Here is a 20,559-nt window from a genome sequence, read left to right on the forward strand (position 1 = left end):
CCGTGCCCGCACCTGGGGCCGACGCGGACACACCCCCGTCATCACAGTGAGGGGCAGGTCCCGCCGCCGGACCTCGGTCGCCGCGCTGTGCTGCTATAAACCCGGTGAGAAGACCCGTCTCATCCACCGGCCCCGCACCCACCTCTTGCTCAAAGGAGCACGCAAAAGCTTCTCCTGGCAGGACTACCGCAACCTGCTCGTGCGCGCGCACATCCAGCTCGGCGGGCCGATCGTGGTGGTCTGGGACAACTGTGAGACTCGTGGGGCGCCGTCCGGGGCCAGGGTCTGACCCGTGGGACAACTGGCCCAGGCTGCCTTGTTGAGGATCTGTCGGCCCGTGGTCCCGGGCGGTGCTTGCTGCCGCCGGACCGGCGGGCATGTCCCGATAGGGGCCTTGCCGCACAAGGCACCGTCACAGTTCTGACCGCCCACCGGCCCGCCGTCGGCCACAGCCCCGTGCCGATCGAGGAGCCGCGTGACCATCACCAGCATGCCCCAGCCGACTTTGCCCGCACAGCGAGAAGAACCGCTGGCCGAGGACGTGATCCTGGGGGTGGACACCCACAAGGAGTTTCGCGTTCTGCCAGCAGCGCGGGATGAGCGGCGGCCAGATACGCAAGAACCCCGCCGACGGGGGAGGCGGCGGGGTGCATTCAGTGTGGCAGGAGAGCGCTACAAGCGTGCCCGTTTTGCCGCTTGGCTCGCCGCGCGTTGGCGAGCCTGGCATGACGGAAGAGCGGAGCCGGGGCAGGAAGGCGGGGCCGGCGGACGAGGCGCCGACGTGATGCGGAAGCAGAGGAGGGACGAGAGGAGGGACGACAGAGCGAGCAGGCCGCGCTGGGCCGCCAGAACAACAAGCCTCTTCCTCCGACTATCGCGGAGAAAGACACCTCATGGAGTTAAGCCGTCAAGGTGTCCGGCAGGGGCACCGGTCTGAAGACGTCGAATAGTTCATGATCACAGGGATGTGTCGGGCGTGAAGGCGTACGTCCGAAGCGGATCCAGGTGCAGCTCGTGCGGGCCCATGCAGTCCGCGGCAAGAGTTGCCACCCGCGCCCGGCACACGCACGTCATGTTGGGTCCTCCGGTTCCAAGAGGTCCGCAGCAACCGTGGTGAATACCCAGAGAGCTGGCCAGTTGCAGGTTCAGCGTGTCCTCCGGGTGCACGATGACAGAGTTTCGGGGGCCGGCGGGCGTCATGTCGGTCATGCCGGGTGGCATGAGAAGGGCCCGGCTCACAAGTGCGGACGGCGCCTGGGTGCCTGGGGCCACGAAGGGGGCGCCCCAGGGTTCGGGATCGATGGCGTAGCTGCCTCTCGGGACTGTCGAAGGCGCGAGCCGCGTCTTGCCGTGCCGGTCCCTGTCACGCACCGAGATGTCCGGGATGCTCTGAAGCTCCCGCAGGTCCGGGGTGAGTTCGGCACCGCACTTCGCGCAGTAGAAGACCGTCATACCAACCGTTGTATCCACCGACAGCCTCATTCACGACCGCGTTCGCCTGCTCAGTCCGCCTGTCCAACGGCGCAAACGGTGGGGAAGGCGATGGATTCGTCGAATGGGACTCGGGTCTGAAGGCAGTGATGCAGTTGCCCGAGCATCCGGTTGAACAGGTGCCGCAGGGCCTGCATGTGCCAGTCCCCGCCAGTCCGTCGTCGCCGGTAGTGGGCGTCGGCGCCGGCGAGCCGCTGAGGGAAGAGAAGGCCCATAGATGGCCGACGTGGTTGAGCCGGTTGTTCTTGACGAACCGGCGCCCGACGTAGTGGCGTTTGCCGGAGGCCCGAGTGATGGGGGCCGCGCCCGCGTATGCCTTCAGCCCTCCGGCGGTGGCGAACCGGGTGCGGTCGTCGCCGATCTCCGCGAGGATCCGTGCGCCGATCTGGGGGCCGATGCCGGGAAAGCTCAGCATGATCGGGGCGTCGGGATGGGCTCGAAAGGCTTCCTCAGCGGCCTGGCCAAGGTCGGCGACCGCTTCGCAGGAAGCGTCCAGCTGCAGCAGCAGGGCGAGGGCCTGCTTGCCCATCGCTCCTTCGACCAGCGGGGCCTGGTGCGGCGCCTCCCGGCGGAAGAGCTGCTGCAGACGCTCAGCATCGGCCTCGATGTTCCTGCGTCGGCCGGCTCGCTTCATCATGGCGCTCAGGCGCCAGAGCGGCAGTTTGGCAGCCAGCGCGGGCGTCGGTGCGACCGCCAGGAGTCGGCGGGCGTCGGGGCGGGCCAGGCCGCCCGGCTTGTCCTTGAACGCCTCCAGGAACGCCGGAAAGTACTCGCGCGGCAGCGAACGGAGTTGGTTGCAGATCTGTTGCCGGTTCCAGACCGCGTCCTGCTGGGCTCGGGCCAGAACAGCCACTGCCTGGGCCAGGTCGGTGTCGGCAGCCAGCGGCCTGTGCATCGGCATGTCCGTGCGGATGATGTTGGCGAGCATGAGGGCGTCGCCGGGGTCGGACTTCTTGCGGCTCACGCCGTGGCGGTCGCGGTAGCGGGAGGCCGCCATCGGGTTGACCGCGAAGATCTGCCGGGCACCCTGCCTCAGCGTGACAACCAGCAGGCCGCGGTTCTTCACCCCGCCCTCGAAGCGTTCCACGGCCTGCAGCCGGATCCGCTCCCGCGTGGCCCTCTCGGCGTCGGTCAGCCCGCCGCCCTGCGCGTACCTCACAGCCCCACAGCTACCGCAGCCGACAGGCCGGCGTCAGGCAAACATCCCCGACATCACCCAATCAAGTTCAGTACATCCTCGCTATGAGGTACGCGGATGGCGGCGGTCTGACCGCCATGGGCGGGCGAAGCGTGAGGCGGTGCGTTTTCGAGGCTGCGGAGATGTTCAGGCAGGGGGTGCGGCCGCCGGAGATGGCCGCAGGTTACGGGTGTCGCGGAAGTCGGCGTACGCCTGGCGTGAGGACGTTCAGGGGTACGGCTCCAAGCGCCGTCGGCAGGTTCCGGCGTGGCCGGACGGTCACGATTGTCATGGCCGTGTCGCGATGTTCCCCGCATGGGTGCCGGCCGCCCCGGCGGGCCCGTACGCTCCGGCCACGCCGATGATTTGGGGGAAACATGCGTATCGGAGCCCTGCCCGCCGTGCGGGCGGCCGTGGCGGCGGTGGCCGGCGCCCTGCTGGCCACGCTCGCCGTCGCACCACCCGCCCGGGCCGACAACCACAACCTGACCCCGCCCGAGATCCTCAGCGCCTCCGTCCACGGCGGCCGCACGATCGTCCTCGGGCCGAACCAGACGCTGACCTTCCAGGCGACCGTCACCGCCAGAGCCGCCGCCGGCATCCTCCGCTACGGCGTCGAGATGGAGCTCGTCGGGCCCGGCGGCCTGAGGTGGGACGCTGCGCCCGACCTGCCGGCGGTCTGCGAACCCATCAGCGTCACCACCTCGGTGTGCACCGAATGGTTCCGGATCGACACTGGCAGCGCCGAGGTGACCAACGGTTACGCCGGCGACTGGAAACTGTGGGCGACGGTGGCGAGCAACAACCTCCACACCCGCCCGGAGAGCAGCATCACCTCCGAGATCGATGCGGCCACGGCCAAGGTGCGGCGCAGCTCCAAGCTCACCTTCGCCGCCCTCCCCAACCCCGTCCGGCAAGGGCGCGACGTCAGCGCGCTCGGCCGCCTGCGGGTTGCCGACTGGGCGTCGAACTCCTACGTGGGCACACCGGGGCAGACCGTCGAGCTCGAGTTCTGCGCGACCCCGTGCCGGACCGTCGAGTCACTGCGCACTCTGCGCACCGGCACGTACGGGTTCACCGGGACGACGCATCCCGCCACCCGGGACGGTTCGTGGTGGCTGAGGTACGGGGGGACCGGGCAGAACGCCGCGACCTACTCGCCGGGGGTGTTCGTCGATGTCCTGGAAGGCTGAGCGACCGGCGCGGTTCGCGCTGCCCCTGCTGCTCGCGGCGGGGCTGCTCTCCGCGACCGCGCCCGCGGCCGAGGCCTCGCCCGCGCCGCCCGGCTACGGGTACGTGCACGCCGACCGGGCGTCCTGGCCGGAGGGCTGGGACTACACCCCGAGCCGCAGTGCCAACTCCTCGGGCGGCACCAACTGGGTCTCCCGGACCGCGACCGGCGAGTACTCGGTGTTCATGCCCGGGCTGGGCACCGACCTGGAATCGAACCGCGGGGTGGCGCACGTGACCGCCCACGGGACGTCGAACGCGTACTGCTCGATCCGCTACACCAGCCGCTACACGGAGAACGTCGGCAAGGGGGATCCGACGGCGTATGCCGGGGTGTGGCTCTCTCTTCGGTGCTACTCGCCGGACGGGGCGCTCACCGACTCGGAGTTCTCGGCCAGTTGGGCGAACGCCGAGGAGCCCGAGGGCCAGAGCGGCTTCGCGTACCTGACCACGAGGCAGCTAAACAGCCACATGCCGTATCCGGAGTATCGCTACAACTCCAGCGGCTACGGCATAAAGGTCACCCGTGTCGCCACCGGCCGCTACGAGGTGCAGCTGCCCGGGCAGGGCGGCGGCGGCTTCGATCCCACGGCCCAGCTGGGGCACGTCCAAGTGACCGCCGCCCAGGCGGCCTTCGGAGCCGAGCGCTGCATGGTCGAGGAGATCGAGAGTGCCTTCGATCCTGTGGTGATCGAGGTGAACTGCCATGACGTGGACGGCAGCCCCCGCGACACCCTCTTCTCCCTCACCTACGTACGGAAGGCCAGCCTGGTGCGGACGCCCGGGGGCGGCGCGTACGCCCGGGCCCGGGGCGGGGACGAGGAGCGTACGGACCGGCAGTGGACGTGGGACGCACTGGGCGAGCCCACCAGCGTGGCCGGCGAGTCCGGGGCGGACGAGGGGCGGTACTGGGTGAAGACCCCCATGATGGATCACTTCGACAAGGGGAACGTCCAGGTCACCGCCGAAGGCTCGGACGCGCGCTACTGCAAGGTGGCGAAGTGGAGTTCGGACGCGGGGATCGAGGTGCGCTGCTTCAACCACAAGGGCGATCCGGCCCGCGGTCCCTTCCTCGTGTCGTACGCGTACTGACCGGACCGTTACGCGACCGACTCCATCCGGCCCGTCCGGAGCGCTCGAGGCGGCCGGGCCGTCGTGGTGGGTGGGGGTGTGGGCACCGGTCAGGGAGACGCCGGTGCCACCGAGGCGGCCGGCCACGATCTCGGCGGCGATGGAGACGGCGGTCTCCTCCGGGGTGCGGGCGCCGAGGTCGAGGCCGATCGGCGAGCGGAGCCGGGTGAGTTCGGCGGTGGCTCCAGCGCAACCGTCAGCACTCTGCGTGGCAGGGCCTGATGCCCGGCCAGCGCGAGCTCCTGGAGGAGATCGGCCTCGTACCGCTGCCGCCTGCAGCAGAAAGCGCCCCCAAGGCCCGCAAGGCGGCATCTGGAGCCTTCGAGCGAGGCATGGGCGGCCCTAGTAGTACTTCGTTAGGTTGGGCTGGAGAGGGGCTGTTGTCTTCGCCTTCGGGTTGGTAACTGGCGGTGGCAGGTGGGGCATGCGCCGGTCCAGCAGAGCAACAGGTCCTGCATGGTGTGGAGGACCTGGTAGAAGGTCAGGCCGGCGCTGTTGCTTCTGGGTCCAGGCGGCGGAGGGTACAGAAGGCGTGGGCGGCGGTGACGAGGGTGGCGTGGTGGTGCCAGCCGCGCCAGGTGCGGCCTTCGAAGTGGTCCAGTCCCAGGCCGTGCTTCATCTCGCGGTGGTCGTGTTCGATCCGCCATCGCATCTTCGCGAGCCGGGCCAGGTGCCGCAGCGGGGTGTCGGCGGGCAGGCTGGTCAGCCAGTACTCGGTGGGCGCTTTCTCGCCGGTGGGCCACTCGCTCAGGAGTGTCGCCGTGGGCAGAACACCGTCCCAGGCGGTGGAGCCGCCAGCCCGGGCGATGGTGTGCCTGCGGACCGCGACGCCGGCCGGACGCACCGTCTCGACTTTGAACCTCGAGCGCATCGCACCGCGCGAACCGGTGCGCCAAGTGGCCTGCCGGTATGCCTTGCGTCCGGTCCCGGTGGCCAGGTCCTTCAGGGAGGAAGCCTTGGTGCGGTAGCGGACAGCGGGTTTGCGTCCGGTTCCGCTCCGGGCGGGGGCGGTGGGGATGGCGTCGGCCGGGTGAGCGGATTCATCCGCCCGGACGGCGACGACGAAGTCCAGACCACGCTCGGCCAGAGCCTGCCGGAAGGCGTTGTTCTGGCCGTACCCGGCATCCGCGACGATCACCTTGGGTTCCAGGCCCCAGCCGATCGCCTCGTCGATCAGGTCCAGGGCCAGACGCCACTTCTCCCGGTGCCCCACCTCCTCGGGCACCCCCGCCTTGACCCGGCGCGCGGTGTCGTCCTGCCACTCGGCCGGCAGGAACAGCCGCCACGAGATCGGCACCGAAGCGGTGTCGGACGCGGCGTGCAGGCTGACCGCGACCTGGCAGTTCGACTGCTTGCCCAACGCCCCGCACCACTGCCGGGCCACCCCCACCGACATCGTCCCGTCCTTGGGGAACGACACATCGTCGATCACCCACACCATCGGATCGACGACCGGAACCGTCTTGACGGCCACCGCCCGCAACACCGCCACGTGGTCCCACGGCGACTGATTCACAAACTGCTGCAAGGCCTGCATGTCACCGTCCGGCAGCCGCTCGGCCATCGGCTGGATCGACTTCCTGCGACCGTCCAGCATCAACCCCCGCAGATAGCAGTCACCCTTCGCCCGCTGATCCCTCCGTGTCACCGACGCGAACACCTCACCCACGAACTCGCCCAACTCACCACGGAGTTGCTCGATCTCCCCCAAGTCCACAAGAGCAGCATGCCCAACCCGGCAACCCGAGATCAAATCAACCTAACGGGTGGTTTCGGGGAATGTGCGGGCGCTGGATCCGGCGCCGGCGATGTTCGACGCGATGCTGACGGGGTGGGCTCGGCAGCAGCGGAGCCGTCTGCTGGAGAAGAAGACGATCGCGGACCGTCTGAGCCTGGTGCGCCGGTTCGCTCTGTTCAACGGGACGTATCCATGGCAATGGACCGCCGAGGACGTCGAGGCGTACTTCTCCGCCCAGTGTCCGGCCAGTCGCCGCTGGCGCACTCGACCGTGCGGGGGCAGCAGAGCGACTTGCGGATGTTCTGCTCATTCGTGACCGGCGGCCGGTACGGGTGGGCCGCTGCCTGCCTTGAGGAGTTCGGCCAGGCTCCGGTGCAGGTGTGCCACGACTGGAACACAGTCGACCACGTCGCCGAGTACGAAAGCCGTCCCAGCCGGCGGGCGCTGACGTACGACGAGCTCCAGGCGCTGTTTGACGCCGCGGACGAGCGGGTCGAGGACATTCGGCGTCGCGGCTGCAAGGGAGTGCTGTCGGCCTGGCGGGACGCGGTCATGCTCAAGTCGGTGTACGCGTACGGCACGCGGCGCCGCGAGGCGGTGATGCGGATCGCGCGGGTGATGCGGAGCATCGGCCTGGCGGGCGTGCGCTTGCGCCGCAGATACCGCACCACTGTCGCGGACCCGGCCGCGGCGAAGGCCCCGGACCTGATCGGCCGCGACTTCACGGCAAGCGAGCCGAACACGAAGTACGTCGGCGACATCACCTGTCTCCCGCTGGACGGCGGGAAGTTCCTGTATTTGGCCACCGTCATCGACCTCGCCTCACGCCGCCTGGCCGGCTGGGCAGCTGGGCGATCGCGGAGCACATGCGGAGTGACCTCGTCACCGACGCCCCTGGCCGCCGCAGAACGGACCCGCGGCAGTCTCGCCGGGGTGGTCATGCACACCGACCACGCGGCCCAGTACACCAGCCGGGCCTTCGCCGACGCCTGCCGCCAGGCCGGCGTCCGCCAGTCCATGAGCGCGATCGGCTCCAGCGCGGACAACGCACTCGCCGAGTCCTTCAACGCGACCTTCAAACGCGAGACGCTCCAGGGCCGAAAGCACTGGTCCAGCGAACGCGAGGCCCGCCTCGACGCGTTCCGCTGACTCAACCGCTACACCACCCGACGCCGTCACTCCCGCCTCGGACAACGCAGCCCGATCGCCTACGAAACAGCGACCGAAACAACATCAACTACGCTGACACCAGCCGCATCACCCGTGTCCAGGATTCGAGGTCGAGGCTCGTCATCTCGGTGGCGTCCGCCTTTCAGCTGTGCGGCTACTGGCAGGTGATCGGAAGCCTGTGGACCGTGGACGACAAGATGGGCCTGCTGCTCGCCCGCGAGGTCTACCGGAACCTGGCGGTACCGGACACCCCGGCTGCCGCATGTGCCCTGCACCGGGCCATCGGATGCCAGACGGCATGCGGATTCGTCAGCCCGTCGACCCCAAGGCTGTATTACGCGGTCCACTCCCTCCCAGAAGCACAGGGACCCGGGCTTGCCCGGCATGGGGTACTACCGGTGCAGCGACTCGGACGGAACGTAGTGGTTGCCCTCGACGATCACCGCGAACCGACTGGGCGGGCTCCCGGGCCGGTCAGAACGGGCGCAGCGGACCCCGGAGGGTTGACACGCGGGTAACGTACGCGCAAAATCGCGGCACCGCACGACAATGTCGAACGGTGTTCGGGTTCCTGTTCCCTCAAGGGGAGCCCGCCCTCTGGCCCCGGCGAACGGACGCCATCAGCGCCGTCCCCCGGGGACAGGCCGGAAACGCCGCCGACCACCGCAGCCACGACCTGTGGTTCACGCTCCCGCTCGCCTCAGGAGGACGCCCCGTGTCTAGACTGCGCCCGATCCTTGCCGCCGCCGCTCTGGCGGTCACCGCTGCCATCGCCCAGCCACTTCCGTCCGCCGTCGCCGACACCACCGATGTCTCTCCGCCCGGCGCCAATGACTGGTCGTGCAGACCCAGCGCCGAGCATCCCGACCCGGTCGTGCTCGTGCACGGAACGTTCGAGACCATGGCCAAGAACTGGCCGACGCTCAGCCCGACGCTCAAGAGCGCGGGATACTGCGTCTTCGCGTTGAATTACGGCGGCAACGCCATGGGCCCCATCGCCGAGTCGGCGGAGGAGCTCGACTCGTTCGTCGGCGCGGTGCTCGGGGCCACCGGTGCACGAAAAGTCGACCTCGTGGGACACAGCCAGGGCGGGATGATGCCCCGCTACTACATCAAGAACCTCGGCGGTGCGACGAGGGTCGACGATCTGCTCGGTATCGTTCCCTCCAACCACGGCACGGACGGCGTGATCCCCCTGCCTGACGGGTCCGAGAACAGCGCCTGTCCAGCATGCGACGAGCAGCAGGCCGGGTCACAGTTCCTGACCGACCTGAACGCCAAGGACGAGACGCCCCCCGGCCCCGACTACACCGTCGTGACCACCAGGTACGACGAGGTGGTCACGCCGTACACCAGCGCCTTCCTGGAAGGTTCCGCCCGCGAGGTCACCAATGTGACCCTCCAGGACGCCTGCCCGCTGAACACCATTGAGCACGACCAGGCACCCAACGACCCCGTGGTCCACCAGTGGGTCCTGCACGCGCTGGAGCGCACCGGTCCGGCTGACCCGGCCTTCCGGCCCTCCTGCGTCGTCTGAAGGCTCAGGCCGCCTGCCGCACTCGGTCCGCGACGCGAACCCTGGAGCGCGGATCCATGCCCGTCAGCCCCGGGGCCGGTTACCGGCACCGGGCTCAGTGGGGCCCGTCAGATACGCCGTCCGCTGCGACTGGAGCGGTCACGGCGAAGAGCGAGGGCGGCGGCCGGTCCGAAGTATTTCCTGCACGCGTCTTGCCGGCTTCCGACTACCCGGCAGTAATCTTTCGGTACCCCCGCACGGCACCAGTGCCTCATCCCTGCGGTCTCTGCGGACTTCTGCCGACCGCTCTGGTCTTTCCGTGACCCAGGACGACACGCTCTGGACAGTTTCCCCAGCGCCCCCACGCACTGCCCCGCTCGCCCGGAACTCCGTGAGGTGACCGTGAGAAAACACGTGATCGTGGCCGCTCCGGCCGCCCTGCTGCTGGTCCTGGGGTTCGGGACTCCGGCCGGCGCAGCCGGCACGTCGACGTTCAGCTCCTCCAGCCATCCCATCCTGTTCGTCCATGGCTACAACGGCAGCGGTTCGAACTGGGACACCATGGCGAGCCGGTTCAAGAACGACGGCTGGCCCGCCGCGTACCTCGATCAGTGGAGCTACGACTCGCGGCAGTCCAACGCCACCACGGCCGAGCAACTCGCCCGTGAGGTCGACCGGTTGCTCGGCGCCACGGGAGCCTCGCAGGTCGATGTCGTCACCCACTCCATGGGCGGGCTCTCCTCACGCCACTTCCTCAAGAACCTCGGCGGCGATTCAAGGACCGAGGCATGGGTATCGCTCGGCGGACCCAACCACGGCACCGACACGGCCAACGGCTGTTTCGACGCCTCATGTTACGAGATGCGCATCGGATCGAACTTCCTGACCGCCCTCAACTCCGGTGACGAGACACCAGGACGACTGCGGTACGCGACCTGGTGGTCGCCCTGCGACACGGTCATCAACCCCGACAGCAGCGTTGCCCTCACGGGTGCCGGCAACACTCAGACCGGGTGCCTGAGCCACAACGGCCTGCTCACCGACGCCACCGTCTACGCCCAGGTCCGCGACATGATTAACAGGTGAGCCGCCACGACGCCATCATGGATGGGGCGGACACCTCGTCGACGGCGGCCGACGACATCAGCACTGCTCCTTGGACCGCACCGGATGGGCAGGAAATCCTTCGATCGGCTCGGCAGGCAGCCTTCTGTGCCGGCAACCAGCAGAGGGAGTCGATCGGAGGCGCACACCCGTAGCCAAGGTCCCGTCGCCTCGCGAGCAACCGGCCTCCGCGGGATGGGCCTGGTGCCCCGCGGCTGCCGGGGCGCTCCTGCCGTGGACTTCCTGGAAGCAGGCGATATCCGCGGCAGCGCCGCGATCTGCGGCTTCATCAGCGTGATGCGTTCAGCCCGCGACGGGCGTGCGCGCGCAGCGGTCTCGTCGGAGTTCTCCAGGTTGAACGTGGGCGACCCGGATCTGTGTCACAGGTGCCACCAGGGGGCGCCATGGCCGGGATACGCAGCGTAATCAGGGCTTGCTGACGGAGGAGGTGAGGCGCACTCGACGTTGCGCCGGCTGCAGGGCGCTCCCGCTGCCGCGAGCACCTGGTGGCTCGGGAACCGGCTACGACCAGTAAGGATGGAGGGTGCCTGCACCCTCGGGAGGAGCAGCTCAGGGACCGACATGTACTCCGCCGATTCCGCGCCGGTTTCACCAGGTACGGCCGAGCTGCAGCAGGTGGTCACGGACGCGAGCAACGTGCGGGTTCTGTGTGCCGCCGGGCCGCTGTACGAGGTAGCCGGTGTTGATGGGCGGGTCGTCGGTTTCGTACAGAGGAACCAGAGCGCCGGAGGCGAGTTCGTTCAGGCACAGGAATCGGGGCAGGACGGTAAAGCCCGCGCCCGCCGTGACCGCGGACAGCACACCACGCAGGTCAGGGACCGTGACGGCGGCTCGGCAGACAAGGCGTTTGCCGAAGACATGGCGCCAGTACCGGCGCGCGATGGGCAGGTCCTCGGCGTAGGCGACCAGAGGCACAACATGCAGGGCCGATGGGCCCTCGGCAGCCAGCCGCTCCTTGAGCCGGTCTGCCCAAACGGGGGCGGCGACCAGGACGAACTCCTCGTCCATCAGCGGGACGGCGGTGAGCGTCCGGCCGCGCGGACGGGTGGTCGCGATGACCAGGTCGTGGCGGCCGGCGCGCAGGTCATCGAGCAGGGTGTCGGTCAGGCCCGTGGTCACACGCAGCCGTACGCCGTCGGCGACGAGGGGTGCGAGCCCGGGAAGGGCTCGCGTGCAGAGCAGTTCGGCGGGGCCCGCAAGGTGGACGGGCTCGGCGTGGCTGTCCTCGGGCGAAGCGGAGGCGGTCGCGTCTGCCAGGGCGTCCAAAGGCGCGGCGATCCGTGTCGCGAACTCGTCTGCGACCGGTGTCGGGGCGACACCGCGCGGCAGCCGCTCGAACAGCGCGCGCCCGGTCTGCCGTTCCAGGGTGCGGATCTGCGTGGTCACCGTGGGCTGCGACAGGCCCAGCAGCGGGGCGGCAGCGGTGAAGGACCCGGCACGATAGACCGCGAGGAAGGTACGCAGGAGGTTCAGATCCGCCGGGTGCCGTGTCGTGACGGCATGCGGCGGCACTTGGTGGTTCGTATCGGAATTCCTATGTGTCACCCAAGCAACTGTAGGTGACTCCTATGGGGCTGGTGAGGCGCTCGAAAGCCTCCATGAGCCGCTGTCCCCGGCCGAGCTCGCCGATCACGCCCGCATGGGCCTGCGCACTTCGTCCGCCGCTTCGGTGAAGAGGTCGGCATGAGCCCGGGCCGGGGCTCATCCAGCGCGTCGCCCGGGCACGTCGCCCCTGGAATCCACTGACCTGGCATCGGCCGAGATCGCCGGGCAGGTCGGCTTCGCCACCGGGACCTCGCTGCGGCACCACCTGCATGCCGCCATCGGCGTGTCTCCGCTCGCCCAGCGGCGCACCTTCGGGGCCTGCAGTCGTCGAGTGTCCGACCATCACCACAGGTCATGGCCTGTCCAGGGATACTCCCCTCCATCCATAGAGGATCCAATGTCAGGCATCGGATTCCACATTGGATATCGGTGGGTCAGTGGACCTACCTTCGTGGACATCACCGCACTGACGATCTGGACTCGGAACGTCAGCGTTCACAGAACGTCGAAGCGCGCGATCCCATCCCCCGCGCTCGAGCGGGCCCCCACCCCCTCGGAGAGTGACTCACCATGTCGAAGATTCTTTTCGTGATGACCGGCGTCGACTACTGGACGCTGGCGGACGGCACCAAGCACTCCACCGGCTTCTGGGCCGAGGAGGCCGCCGCCCCGTACAAGGCGTTCAAGGCCGCAGGCCACGAGATCGTAGTCGCCACGCCCGGTGGCGTCGTACCGACCGTGGACAAGGGCAGCCTGGCGCCCGAGGTCAACGGCGGCCAGGAGGGCGCCGACCAGGTCGCCGCCGCACTCGCCTCATTCACCGAGCTGCAGCACCCCATCACGCTGGAGGACGTGGACCTCGACGACTACACGGCCGTCTTCTACCCCGGCGGCCACGGCCCCATGGAGGACCTCGCCGCCGACTCCACCTCCGGTCAGATCCTGATCGACACCCTCGACTCCGGCAAGCCGCTCGCCGTCGTCTGCCACGCCCCGGCCGCGCTCCTGGCCGCGGAGAAGGCCGACGGTTCCAACGCGTTCGCCGGCTACAAGGTGGCCGCCTTCACCAACGCCGAGGAGGCCCAGGCCGGTTTCGCCGGCAAGGCGAAGTGGCTCCTGGAGACCCGCCTCGTCGAGGCCGGTGTCGATGTCCAGGTCGGCGAGCCGTGGGCACCGAACGTCGTCGTGGACCGCAACCTGGTCACGGGTCAGAACCCGTCCTCCTCCGCCCTGATCGCGGTCGAGGTCCTCAAGAAGCTGACCTGACGATGGTTGCCGACCGGCTCGAAGAGGTCCTCGACGCCACCTACAGCTGCCTGACCCGGTACGGTGTGCGGCGCACCACGATGGACGACATTGCCACCACTATGGGCGTGTCCCGGTCAGCGGTCTACCAATACGTGCGGAGCAAGGACGACGCCTTCCGGCAGCTCGCCGCCCGTCTGCACGACCAGGCGCTCGCCCGGGCCCGGCAGGCGGCCGCGGACCAGGACGTCCCCCACGCCGACCGCGTCCGGGGCGTCCTGGCGGCCAAGCTCGATCTGGTCCTGCAACTCAGCGGTCCGTCACCGCACACCGCCGAACTCCTCGATGCCAAAGCCCGGTTGTTCGGCGGGATCTGTACCGCGTTCACGGGCGATCTACGGCACCTGCTGATCGGTCTCTTCCGGGAGGCGGGCGCACCGGACGGTGTGGAGCCGACCGACGCCGCCGACATCTGCATCGCCCTGGTCATCGGCCTGGAGGCCGTGCCTGCCGGCGAACGGCTCCTGGAGCCTTCCACTCGCGCGCTGCTCGCCGGGCTGCTGGATCCGCCCCTGGCCGCCGACCCCTGACCCGGCCGCCGTCACGCCTCTCTACTCACTCTCATCGACTCTCTCGCTCTCTCCGGAGCTCAGCCATGCCCTTTTCCAGCCGTGAACGGCGCCTCGCCGCCCGCCCGGCGGGTGAGCCGAAGCGGCGGAAGCCTCGGGGCTGTAGGCCCTGTCGGCGATGACCTGGTCGCGCCTGCAGCGTGGGCGGCCCTGACCGGTGCGCGGGACGCGGATGCGTTCCAGGAAGGGACGTGCGCAGATGCTGTCGTGGCGTTGGCCGGTGTCAGCAGGATCGCGAGGGGCCGACCACGGCCGTCGCAGGCGAGGTGGACTTTGGTGGTCAGTCCTCCCCGGGATCGGCCGAGGGTGTGATCGTCCCGTTCGTCCGGCCGGTGGATCGCGCTTTTCGGCCGGTGGCGGAGGCGTGCTGGTGGGCGCGGACGACCGTGGAGTCGGTCTGCACCAGTCAGTCAAGATGTCGCCGACCGCATCGGTGTGAGCGTGGATCTGCTGGAGAGCTCGAGTGAAAACGCCGTCCAGCGCATAGCGGCGGAAGCGGGTGTGGACCGTCTCCCACGGCCCGTAGAGTTCCGGCATGTCACGCCAGGAGATCCGGTCCGGATCTTGTATACCATCCCGTTGATGACCTGCCGGTCCGATACACGCGGCCGCCCCATCGCGGCACGCGGTATCAGCGGAGCCAGCAACTCCCACTCCTGATCGGTGAGTCATGACGGCGTCTCGCACCACCATGATCCACCATCCGGTGATCTCTCAGGACGGACCCTACTTCCTCCAGCTCGAAGGTCGGCGCGCTGCACCTCCTGAGGCGCCGCGGCTGCCTCGAACAGCGGACCTTGCCGCGCCGGTTCCACACTGACGTGGTCCGCGCACACCTGGAGCAGACCGAGCGGCACGGGCGCTGCCGCCGGCAGCCATACACTCGCGAGGCGGCGCGCGCGCACGGCGTGCACTGGTTCGAGCTGGAGCACAGCGGATGGCACACGGCCAGCCGGTGGGAGGCGGCGGCTCCCGGCCGAGGGGTCACCGAGGCGGTGGCAGACGGTGGCCAAGGGCCTTCTTCGAACGTCGTCAGTACGCTCCGAACGACCAGAAGACGCCTACCTCGTCGTCGGTAACCGAGATCAGGCCCAAGTCCTCCAAGAAGTCGAGGCCGTTGAGGTACTCGCAGGTGAGGAATCGATGGGATTCGGTGCCCTGGAGGCCCGCTGCGAGGAAGTCCGGAGCCGGGTAGAGGCGAGGGTCGTCGCGTTGTTCCAGTGGCGCGCGGTGGACCCCTGCCGGTCGAGCAAAGTCGGGGATCCGCCAGCACAGCGTTCCGGTCCGGGCGGGAGCGGACGGGGCGGGTTCCGACTGCCATTCCTCGGCCATGATGGCCAGCGCGGCGACCGGCGCCTCCACATCCAGGGGGTACAGACGTCCGGGCATCTCTGCGTCCGGGGGGTCGAAGGGATAGGCAGGCATCGTGTGGCGGGCGGTGTTGGTGCGGTCCTGGTCAGTCGGACCCAGCCTCCGGGGGTCGGGGACCCAGTCCGCCCGGTTGTGGCCTGCCCTTCGGAGAGGGCGGCCCGGATACCTATCGGTTTACTTAACCGTGTTTGGCCTGCAGGTGGATGCTGCTGTCTGTCTCCTGCTGGTTTCCTCGGTGATACGTTGACTTTCCCTGCATGCCATACATAACATGTATCTAGAACAGCTTGACCCGCACGAGATGATCGGCTGATCGCCAGCCGGCCGGGAGTTCTCCTGGCGCTCGTGCCTGATACTGCCGAGCGGTGTCACGCGGGGACGCGTGTCGGGTCCGCCCGGATGGCTGAGGTCAGCGAGGCATGTCATGTTTTCCACCCAGGTCGGTTCAACGATCACATCAAGCGGGCTCCGCCCCCTGCCGGGGCGCACGCGTGTTGCCCCGCCCGCGTCGCCTGCGGTTCCGGCCGGGCGGGAAAAGGACACGTTCCGGCGGGCGATGATCGCCCTCCCCGCGGAGACCTGCCGGGTCCGCACCGTCCGGGCTTTCGTCTCCGGCCTCCTGAAGTGCTGGGGTGTGACCGGTCCGGACCGGGACAGCGCTGTCCTGGTGGTCAGTGAACTGGCCGGCAATGCCGCGCAGCACGGCGGTTCCGAGATGACGGTGAGTGTGTCGCTCACGGCTCAGGATCTGGCCATCGACGTCGTCGACACCGGGCTCTCCACCAACCTGCCCCGCCCCCGCGGAACCTACGCCGACCAGGAACACGGGCGCGGGCTGGGGATCGTCGAGTGTCTGGCCGAGTGGACCGACATCCGTACCCAACCCGACAGCTGGCGCTGCGGCGTCGGACTGCGCGTCACCCGGACCGTCGCCGGGGACGTGCCCCGGGCCGTGTAAAGGTACTCATTTCCCGGCCCTGCCCGCGACGTCCGTGTGCCCGCATCCACGTTACGACCTCGCCGTTCTCAGCAGTCTGCAGCCACTTCCTTGGCCTGGGCCCTTGCCGATTGCAGCGGGACGGCTTCGTCCATGTCGGCGAGCAGCCGCCACGCCGTTGGTGTGGAGGCCACCGCGCCGAACACGTCGCTCTGGTCGCGCAGGACGGCCGTGTCCGTGACGGTCGCACCGCCGTCGGCGATCACCACCGCGAAATCAGTGCGATCCGGCCCAGGTCGTGGCCGGTACCGCGCGGCCTCAGCCGCCGCAACGAGCTCGAGCAGGCACTGGTCAGCCCGGTTGCATCGGCGAGATCCGCCGGCAACCGTCCCCTGGCACACCCGCCCCCGTCCGGTCACGGACACCACGAGCCTGGACCGGGGACCGAACAACCTGCTTGCAGAAAGCGCCTTCCGCCGACGACGATCAAACCCTCGGCAAGTTCAGCGCCCAGCTCGGGAAGGCACTTTCGCGCCACCGGCGTGCGGACCAGCCCGACCGAAGGCAACGGTCGCTCCGGTCGTTCCGGCGTCACGCTCTGCGCGTGCGGTCTGTTACAGCGTGTCGCTGAGGGTGTCCGCGAGACGGTGCCGGACGGCCCGCAGGGCGGGCAGCAGCGAGACGGCGACCGCTCCGGTGACTGCCGCCGCGACGAGGAGGATGAGAGCGCCGGGCGGCGGGAGCTGGGCGATGCCCGCGCCGATGCCGCTGGAGGCGGCCTGGAGATCGATGAGCCATTGGGAGGCCAGGAGCCCCAGGCCGGTACCGACCAGGGCGGCTGCCAGGGCGATGAAACCGGTGCCTGCCACAATCACCGCGACGATCTGGCGGGGTGTCAGTCCGATGGCTTTCAGGGCCAGCAGGTCACGCCGTCGGTCCCGTACGCCGGCGGCGATGGTGGTCGACAGTTCCGCCAGCCCGATCAGCGCCAGCACGCCGATCAGTCCGGCGATCACCGGGCGTACGGAGGAGAGCTCGTCGGCGGCGTTGGCACTCTCGCGGATGTCCAGCCGTCCCGACGCTCGGTCCGACAGTCGGTCACCGACCTCGGAGGGGTCGGCTCCGGGCTTGAGGAGGAGGGAGTAGAAGTCCGGCTGGAGTGCGGGGTCGCGCTCGCGCAGAGTGTCCAGGGAAGTGGAGATCACCCGTCCGTTGTCCTCGGGCTCGACGATGCGGCCGACGATGTGCAGGATCTGTGGGGCGCCTCGGACGGTCATGCGGACCCAGTCGCCCACTTCGACACCGAGCAGGTCCAGCAGCCCTTGCCCGGCGACGGCCTCGTCGGGGCCGTCGGGCGGGCGGCCTTCGGCCACGGCAAAGGGATAAGGGTGGGCCGTGGTGCCCAGGCCCCGGAGTGTGATCGTGCCGGTCTGGCCGGGCACCAGCGCCGCGACGTCGGCGCCGGGATAGGTCGCGGTGACGGCGGGGTCCGCAGTCGCCAACCTCCGCAGGGAGGTGTCGTCGAGGTCCTCGCCGCGGGCGGTGAGGGCGGCGGCGATCCCGACGTCCTGTGGGGCGCTGTCGAGCCGGTCGAGGGTGGACCAGGTACCCAGGGCGATCGTGATCAGCACGATGGGCACGGCCAGCCGGGCGACCGCCGCGCAGGCCCGCAGGGGATATTGGAAGGCGCCGCGCCAGCCGAGGACCAGGGCGGGCGGCAGGCGCAGGCGCAGAGCCCGACGGGTGGTGCCGGACATCCGCCGGGTGGCGGGGACGGTGGCTCGTGCGACGGGTACGGGCGATACGCGGCCTGCCCGCCAGGCCGCAGAGCTGGTCGTTGCGGCGATCAGGAGGATCGCACCCACCGCAATCCCCGCAGGCACCCAGATGTGTCCGGGCAGGGCCTGCCAGAGCTGCACCGCGTCGCCGGCCCGGCCGGGCAGCTGGGCGCCGAGCAGCTCGGTCAGGAGCGTCCCGGCGGCGATGCCCAGCAGCGCGAGCGTCACATACTCGGCCAGGAACATTCGGATCAGCTGCGCGGGCGTGAAGCCGATGGCTTTCAGTACGGCGATGTCGCGCAGCGAACTGCGGATTCTGGTGCTGACAGCGCCCGCCACGGCGAATCCTGCGGCCAGCAGAGCTCCCAGGCCGAAGACGCCCAGGAGCAGTCCGAGCAGGCGATCGCTTCCCTGGGCGGCGGCTCGGGCCTCCTGCCAGGTGGAAATCCCGGAGATCTGGTCGGCGCCGAGCTCGGTCACCGCACGCTGGACGGCGAAACCAGTGTGCTCCGGATCGGCGAGCCGCAGGCCGATGACCTGTTCATGACGCTCGCCGGGCTCGAGCCGCAAGAACGTGGCCGTGGGCACCCATGCCACGCCGCGCACTTCTCCCGGCTCGTACGGGGGCTCCGCCGTGTCTGCGATGCCGATGATGCGCAGGGTGGCGGCGGCTGCGCCGTCCCCGCGCACATGCAGCCGGTCGCCGGGCTCGGCCCACAGCGCCCGGGCCAGTGAGCTCTCCAGAACCACTTCGTCGCCGGCCCCGGAGGCCAGCCAGCGCCCGGAGGTGATCAGCGGCCTGGCCACCTCCGGCGGAGTCGAGGTGGCGGCGCGCAGCTGCACCGCCGCTCTGCTCCCGGCGAGGTCGGCGGTACCAGGGCCGATGAGGAACGGTCCCGACGTGGCCCGCACTCCATCGAGCACGGCCAGCTCCTTGGGGTCGGAACCTGCTTTCGTCTGGATCCACACGTGCGCGCCGGAGGACTGGGTGAACACCCGCTGCCACGGGTTGGCCGCATAGGTGAGGAACGCCCCGGCGAGCAGCAGGGAGACGATGATCCCGGCGGTCGCCAGGACCAGGAACAGCGCCTCGCCGCGACGCACCCGCAGATCGGCCCGCACCCACAGCGCCACGGCACGCATAGTTCAGCCCCCGAGTTCCAGCGTTCCGGACACACCGCCACGGCGCGGGCCTTCGCGGCCGAGTACGGTGTCGTCGACGATCCGGCCGTCGAAGAGGCTGATGACCCGATCCGCGGCGCTTGCCATCCGAGCGTCGTGGGTGACGAGCACGATGGTCTGACCGCGCTGATGGAAGCGGGAGAGCAGCCGCAGGACTTCGCGGGTGCCTTTGCTGTCCAGACTGCCGGCGGGCTCGTCGGCGAGGAGCAGGGCGGGGTGGTTGACCAGGGCGCGGGCAAGAGCGACGCGCTGCTGCTCGCCACCGGAGAGCTCGCCGGGCATGCTGTTCTCCTTGCCCTCCAGGCCGAGCTCGGCGAGGAGCTCGGCGCGATCCTCCCGTGCGTGCCGCGCCGTCTTGCCGGCCAGCAGCGCGGGCAGATCGACGTTGTCCGCCACCGTCAGGTGGGAGACCAGGTTGAAGAACTGGAAGACGATGCCGATGCTGCGTCGGCGCAGCACGGCCCAGCGGGCCTCGCTGTAGCCGTCGACCCGCCGGCCGTCGAGCCAGATGCGCCCGCTGTCGGGCCGGTCGAGTCCGCCGAGGAGGTGGAGGAGCGTCGACTTGCCCGCTCCGGAGGGGCCGGTCACCGCGAGGAACTCGCCGCGCCCCACACCCATATCGACCCCGCGCACGGCCCTGACTGCGGCGCCCTCGGTCTGGTGCGTTTTGACCAGGCCCTCTGCCCGCAGAAGAGGCTCGGCCTCGGTGGATTCCTTCCCGCCGCTCGGGGAGACGGTCTCGTCGGCGCCGCTCCCGGAAGACGCCTCGCGATTCATTCCAGCTCCTCCTGACAGCGCTCCAACCAGTCGAGGTCCGCCTGCAGGTGCAGCATCGCCCCTTCGATGAGCAGTTGCGCGAGCCGGTTGTCCCGGTCCTCGGTCGCTGCCAGCTTCGACAGATCACGCATGGTGTTGAGGTAGTGGCGGCGCTGCTGGTTGATCAGCGTGATCTGGTCGGCCACTCCCGAGTCCGGCGCCAGGGCGAGCTTCATGAAAAACTCGTCCCGCACCCGCGGCTCGTCGGTGGGCTTCTCGAACCAGGCTGCTACCGCCTTACGCCCCGCCGGGGTGAGCCGGTAGATGCGCTTGTTCGGGCGGTTCTCCTGGGTGACGTCCTCGCCCTCGATGAGCCCCGACTTCTCCAGTCTGCCGAGGGTGACGTAGATCTGCCCGATATTCGGCTGAGGGTACGCGGCGCCCAGCAGACTCTCCAGCGCCTGCTTGAGCTCGTAGCCGTGGGCCGGCCCCTTCGCCAGGAGAGCCAGAAGGTGGAGACGCACGTTCGCCCGCCTCC

The 20,559-nt window shown here is 69.4% G+C and carries 16 protein-coding genes and 5 pseudogenes; 10 read left to right on the plus strand and 11 right to left on the minus strand.

Annotation, left to right across the window (positions count from 1 at the left end; translation table 11 throughout):
- Positions 1-957 precede the first annotated feature (957 nt).
- Positions 958-1,452: a hypothetical protein gene (locus OGH68_RS00455; RefSeq protein ID WP_264241251.1), complete on the minus strand. Its 495-nt coding sequence runs from the start codon at positions 1,450-1,452 to the stop codon at positions 958-960.
- A 50-nt stretch (positions 1,453-1,502) separates the two neighbouring features.
- Positions 1,503-2,551, minus strand: a pseudogene (locus OGH68_RS00460) (IS110 family transposase); the annotation flags it as partial.
- A 494-nt stretch (positions 2,552-3,045) separates the two neighbouring features.
- On the opposite strand from OGH68_RS00460, the gene OGH68_RS00465 reads away from it, so the two are divergent.
- Together OGH68_RS00465 and OGH68_RS00470 are read left to right on the plus strand one after the other, a co-directional pair.
- Positions 3,046-3,861, plus strand: coding sequence for a hypothetical protein (locus OGH68_RS00465; RefSeq protein WP_264241252.1), 816 nt, complete (start codon positions 3,046-3,048; stop codon positions 3,859-3,861).
- Positions 3,845-4,990: a hypothetical protein gene (locus OGH68_RS00470; protein WP_264241254.1), complete on the plus strand. Its 1,146-nt coding sequence runs from the start codon at positions 3,845-3,847 to the stop codon at positions 4,988-4,990. The genes OGH68_RS00465 and OGH68_RS00470 overlap by 17 nt, the downstream gene beginning before the upstream one ends.
- A gap of 60 nt (positions 4,991-5,050) precedes the next feature.
- Here the strand turns inward: OGH68_RS00470 and OGH68_RS00475 are convergent.
- Both OGH68_RS00475 and OGH68_RS00480 read right to left on the minus strand, forming a co-directional pair.
- Positions 5,051-5,203, minus strand: a pseudogene (locus OGH68_RS00475) (XdhC family protein); the annotation flags it as partial.
- Between the two features lie 307 nt (positions 5,204-5,510).
- Positions 5,511-6,746 (minus strand): IS701 family transposase, encoded by a 1,236-nt coding sequence (locus OGH68_RS00480; protein ID WP_264241255.1) that lies wholly within the window; start codon positions 6,744-6,746, stop codon positions 5,511-5,513.
- A 258-nt stretch (positions 6,747-7,004) separates the two neighbouring features.
- On the opposite strand from OGH68_RS00480, the gene OGH68_RS00485 reads away from it, so the two are divergent.
- The 4 genes from OGH68_RS00485 to OGH68_RS00500 all read left to right on the plus strand — a co-directional run bounded on the left by OGH68_RS00485 (position 7,005) and on the right by OGH68_RS00500 (position 10,539).
- Positions 7,005-7,916 (plus strand): DDE-type integrase/transposase/recombinase, encoded by a 912-nt coding sequence (locus OGH68_RS00485; RefSeq protein WP_264241256.1) that lies wholly within the window; start codon positions 7,005-7,007, stop codon positions 7,914-7,916.
- Positions 7,917-8,023: 107 nt separating this feature from the next.
- Positions 8,024-8,455: a CHAT domain-containing protein gene (locus tag OGH68_RS00490; RefSeq protein ID WP_264249833.1), complete on the plus strand. Its 432-nt coding sequence runs from the start codon at positions 8,024-8,026 to the stop codon at positions 8,453-8,455.
- Positions 8,456-8,652: 197 nt separating this feature from the next.
- Entirely contained in the window at positions 8,653-9,474 is an 822-nt protein-coding gene (locus tag OGH68_RS00495) for an alpha/beta fold hydrolase (protein ID WP_319020167.1), read from the plus strand.
- A 381-nt stretch (positions 9,475-9,855) separates the two neighbouring features.
- Positions 9,856-10,539: an esterase/lipase family protein gene (locus OGH68_RS00500; RefSeq protein ID WP_264241257.1), complete on the plus strand. Its 684-nt coding sequence runs from the start codon at positions 9,856-9,858 to the stop codon at positions 10,537-10,539.
- Positions 10,540-11,166: 627 nt separating this feature from the next.
- On the opposite strand, the gene OGH68_RS00505 is transcribed toward OGH68_RS00500, so the two are convergent.
- On the minus strand, positions 11,167-12,090 hold the full coding sequence (locus OGH68_RS00505) for a LysR family transcriptional regulator (protein WP_264241259.1): 924 nt from the start codon (positions 12,088-12,090) through the stop codon (positions 11,167-11,169).
- A gap of 70 nt (positions 12,091-12,160) precedes the next feature.
- Here OGH68_RS00505 and OGH68_RS00510 point away from each other — a divergent pair.
- The 3 genes and pseudogenes from OGH68_RS00510 to OGH68_RS00520 all read left to right on the plus strand — a co-directional run.
- Positions 12,161-12,442 (plus strand): annotated as a pseudogene (locus OGH68_RS00510) (helix-turn-helix domain-containing protein); the annotation flags it as partial.
- A 251-nt stretch (positions 12,443-12,693) separates the two neighbouring features.
- A complete protein-coding gene (locus OGH68_RS00515) occupies positions 12,694-13,389 on the plus strand; it encodes a type 1 glutamine amidotransferase domain-containing protein (protein WP_264241260.1) in 696 nt (231 codons plus the stop codon).
- Between the two features lie 2 nt (positions 13,390-13,391).
- Positions 13,392-13,958, plus strand: a complete 567-nt coding sequence (locus OGH68_RS00520; protein WP_264241261.1) for a TetR/AcrR family transcriptional regulator — start codon at positions 13,392-13,394, stop codon at positions 13,956-13,958.
- A gap of 21 nt (positions 13,959-13,979) precedes the next feature.
- On the opposite strand, the pseudogene OGH68_RS36290 reads toward OGH68_RS00520, so the two are convergent.
- A pseudogene (locus OGH68_RS36290) lies at positions 13,980-14,653 on the minus strand (transposase); the annotation flags it as partial.
- Between the two features lie 376 nt (positions 14,654-15,029).
- A complete protein-coding gene (locus OGH68_RS00525; RefSeq protein ID WP_264241262.1) occupies positions 15,030-15,386 on the minus strand; it encodes a hypothetical protein in 357 nt (118 codons plus the stop codon).
- 538 nt (positions 15,387-15,924) lie between these two features.
- Here OGH68_RS00525 and OGH68_RS00530 point away from each other — a divergent pair.
- On the plus strand, positions 15,925-16,326 hold the full coding sequence (locus OGH68_RS00530; RefSeq protein ID WP_264241263.1) for an ATP-binding protein: 402 nt from the start codon (positions 15,925-15,927) through the stop codon (positions 16,324-16,326).
- 80 nt (positions 16,327-16,406) lie between these two features.
- Here the strand turns inward: OGH68_RS00530 and OGH68_RS00535 are convergent.
- The 4 genes and pseudogenes from OGH68_RS00535 to OGH68_RS00550 all read right to left on the minus strand — a co-directional run.
- Positions 16,407-16,702 (minus strand): annotated as a pseudogene (locus OGH68_RS00535) (IS1380 family transposase); the annotation flags it as partial.
- 217 nt (positions 16,703-16,919) lie between these two features.
- A complete protein-coding gene (locus OGH68_RS00540) occupies positions 16,920-19,226 on the minus strand; it encodes an ABC transporter permease (RefSeq protein WP_264241264.1) in 2,307 nt (768 codons plus the stop codon).
- A 3-nt stretch (positions 19,227-19,229) separates the two neighbouring features.
- Positions 19,230-20,042 carry an ABC transporter ATP-binding protein gene (locus OGH68_RS00545; protein WP_264241265.1) on the minus strand — a complete coding sequence of 271 codons (813 nt, stop codon included), beginning with the start codon at positions 20,040-20,042 and terminating at the stop codon, positions 19,230-19,232.
- Positions 20,039-20,545, minus strand: coding sequence for a PadR family transcriptional regulator (locus tag OGH68_RS00550; protein ID WP_264241266.1), 507 nt, complete (start codon positions 20,543-20,545; stop codon positions 20,039-20,041). Before OGH68_RS00550 ends, OGH68_RS00545 begins: the two co-directional genes overlap by 4 nt.
- Positions 20,546-20,559 lie beyond the last annotated feature (14 nt).

It is taken from the genome of Streptomyces peucetius (assembly GCF_025854275.1).
GTDB lineage: Bacteria > Actinomycetota > Actinomycetes > Streptomycetales > Streptomycetaceae > Streptomyces > Streptomyces peucetius_A.

Excerpts from the sequence above, each read along its gene's own strand:
- OGH68_RS00515 (WP_264241260.1), top strand. The coding sequence starts at position 12,694 with ATGTCGAAGATTCTTTTCGTGATGACCGGCGTCGACTACTGGACGCTG.
- OGH68_RS00465 (WP_264241252.1), top strand. The coding sequence starts at position 3,046 with ATGCGTATCGGAGCCCTGCCCGCCGTGCGGGCGGCCGTGGCGGCGGTG.
- OGH68_RS00520 (WP_264241261.1), top strand. The coding sequence starts at position 13,392 with ATGGTTGCCGACCGGCTCGAAGAGGTCCTCGACGCCACCTACAGCTGC.
- OGH68_RS00455 (WP_264241251.1), bottom strand. The coding sequence starts at position 1,452 with ATGACGGTCTTCTACTGCGCGAAGTGCGGTGCCGAACTCACCCCGGAC.
- OGH68_RS00530 (WP_264241263.1), top strand. The coding sequence starts at position 15,925 with ATGATCGCCCTCCCCGCGGAGACCTGCCGGGTCCGCACCGTCCGGGCT.
- OGH68_RS00470 (WP_264241254.1), top strand. The coding sequence starts at position 3,845 with ATGTCCTGGAAGGCTGAGCGACCGGCGCGGTTCGCGCTGCCCCTGCTG.
- OGH68_RS00525 (WP_264241262.1), bottom strand. The coding sequence starts at position 15,386 with ATGCCCGGACGTCTGTACCCCCTGGATGTGGAGGCGCCGGTCGCCGCG.
- OGH68_RS00540 (WP_264241264.1), bottom strand. The coding sequence starts at position 19,226 with ATGCGTGCCGTGGCGCTGTGGGTGCGGGCCGATCTGCGGGTGCGTCGC.
- OGH68_RS00545 (WP_264241265.1), bottom strand. The coding sequence starts at position 20,042 with ATGAATCGCGAGGCGTCTTCCGGGAGCGGCGCCGACGAGACCGTCTCC.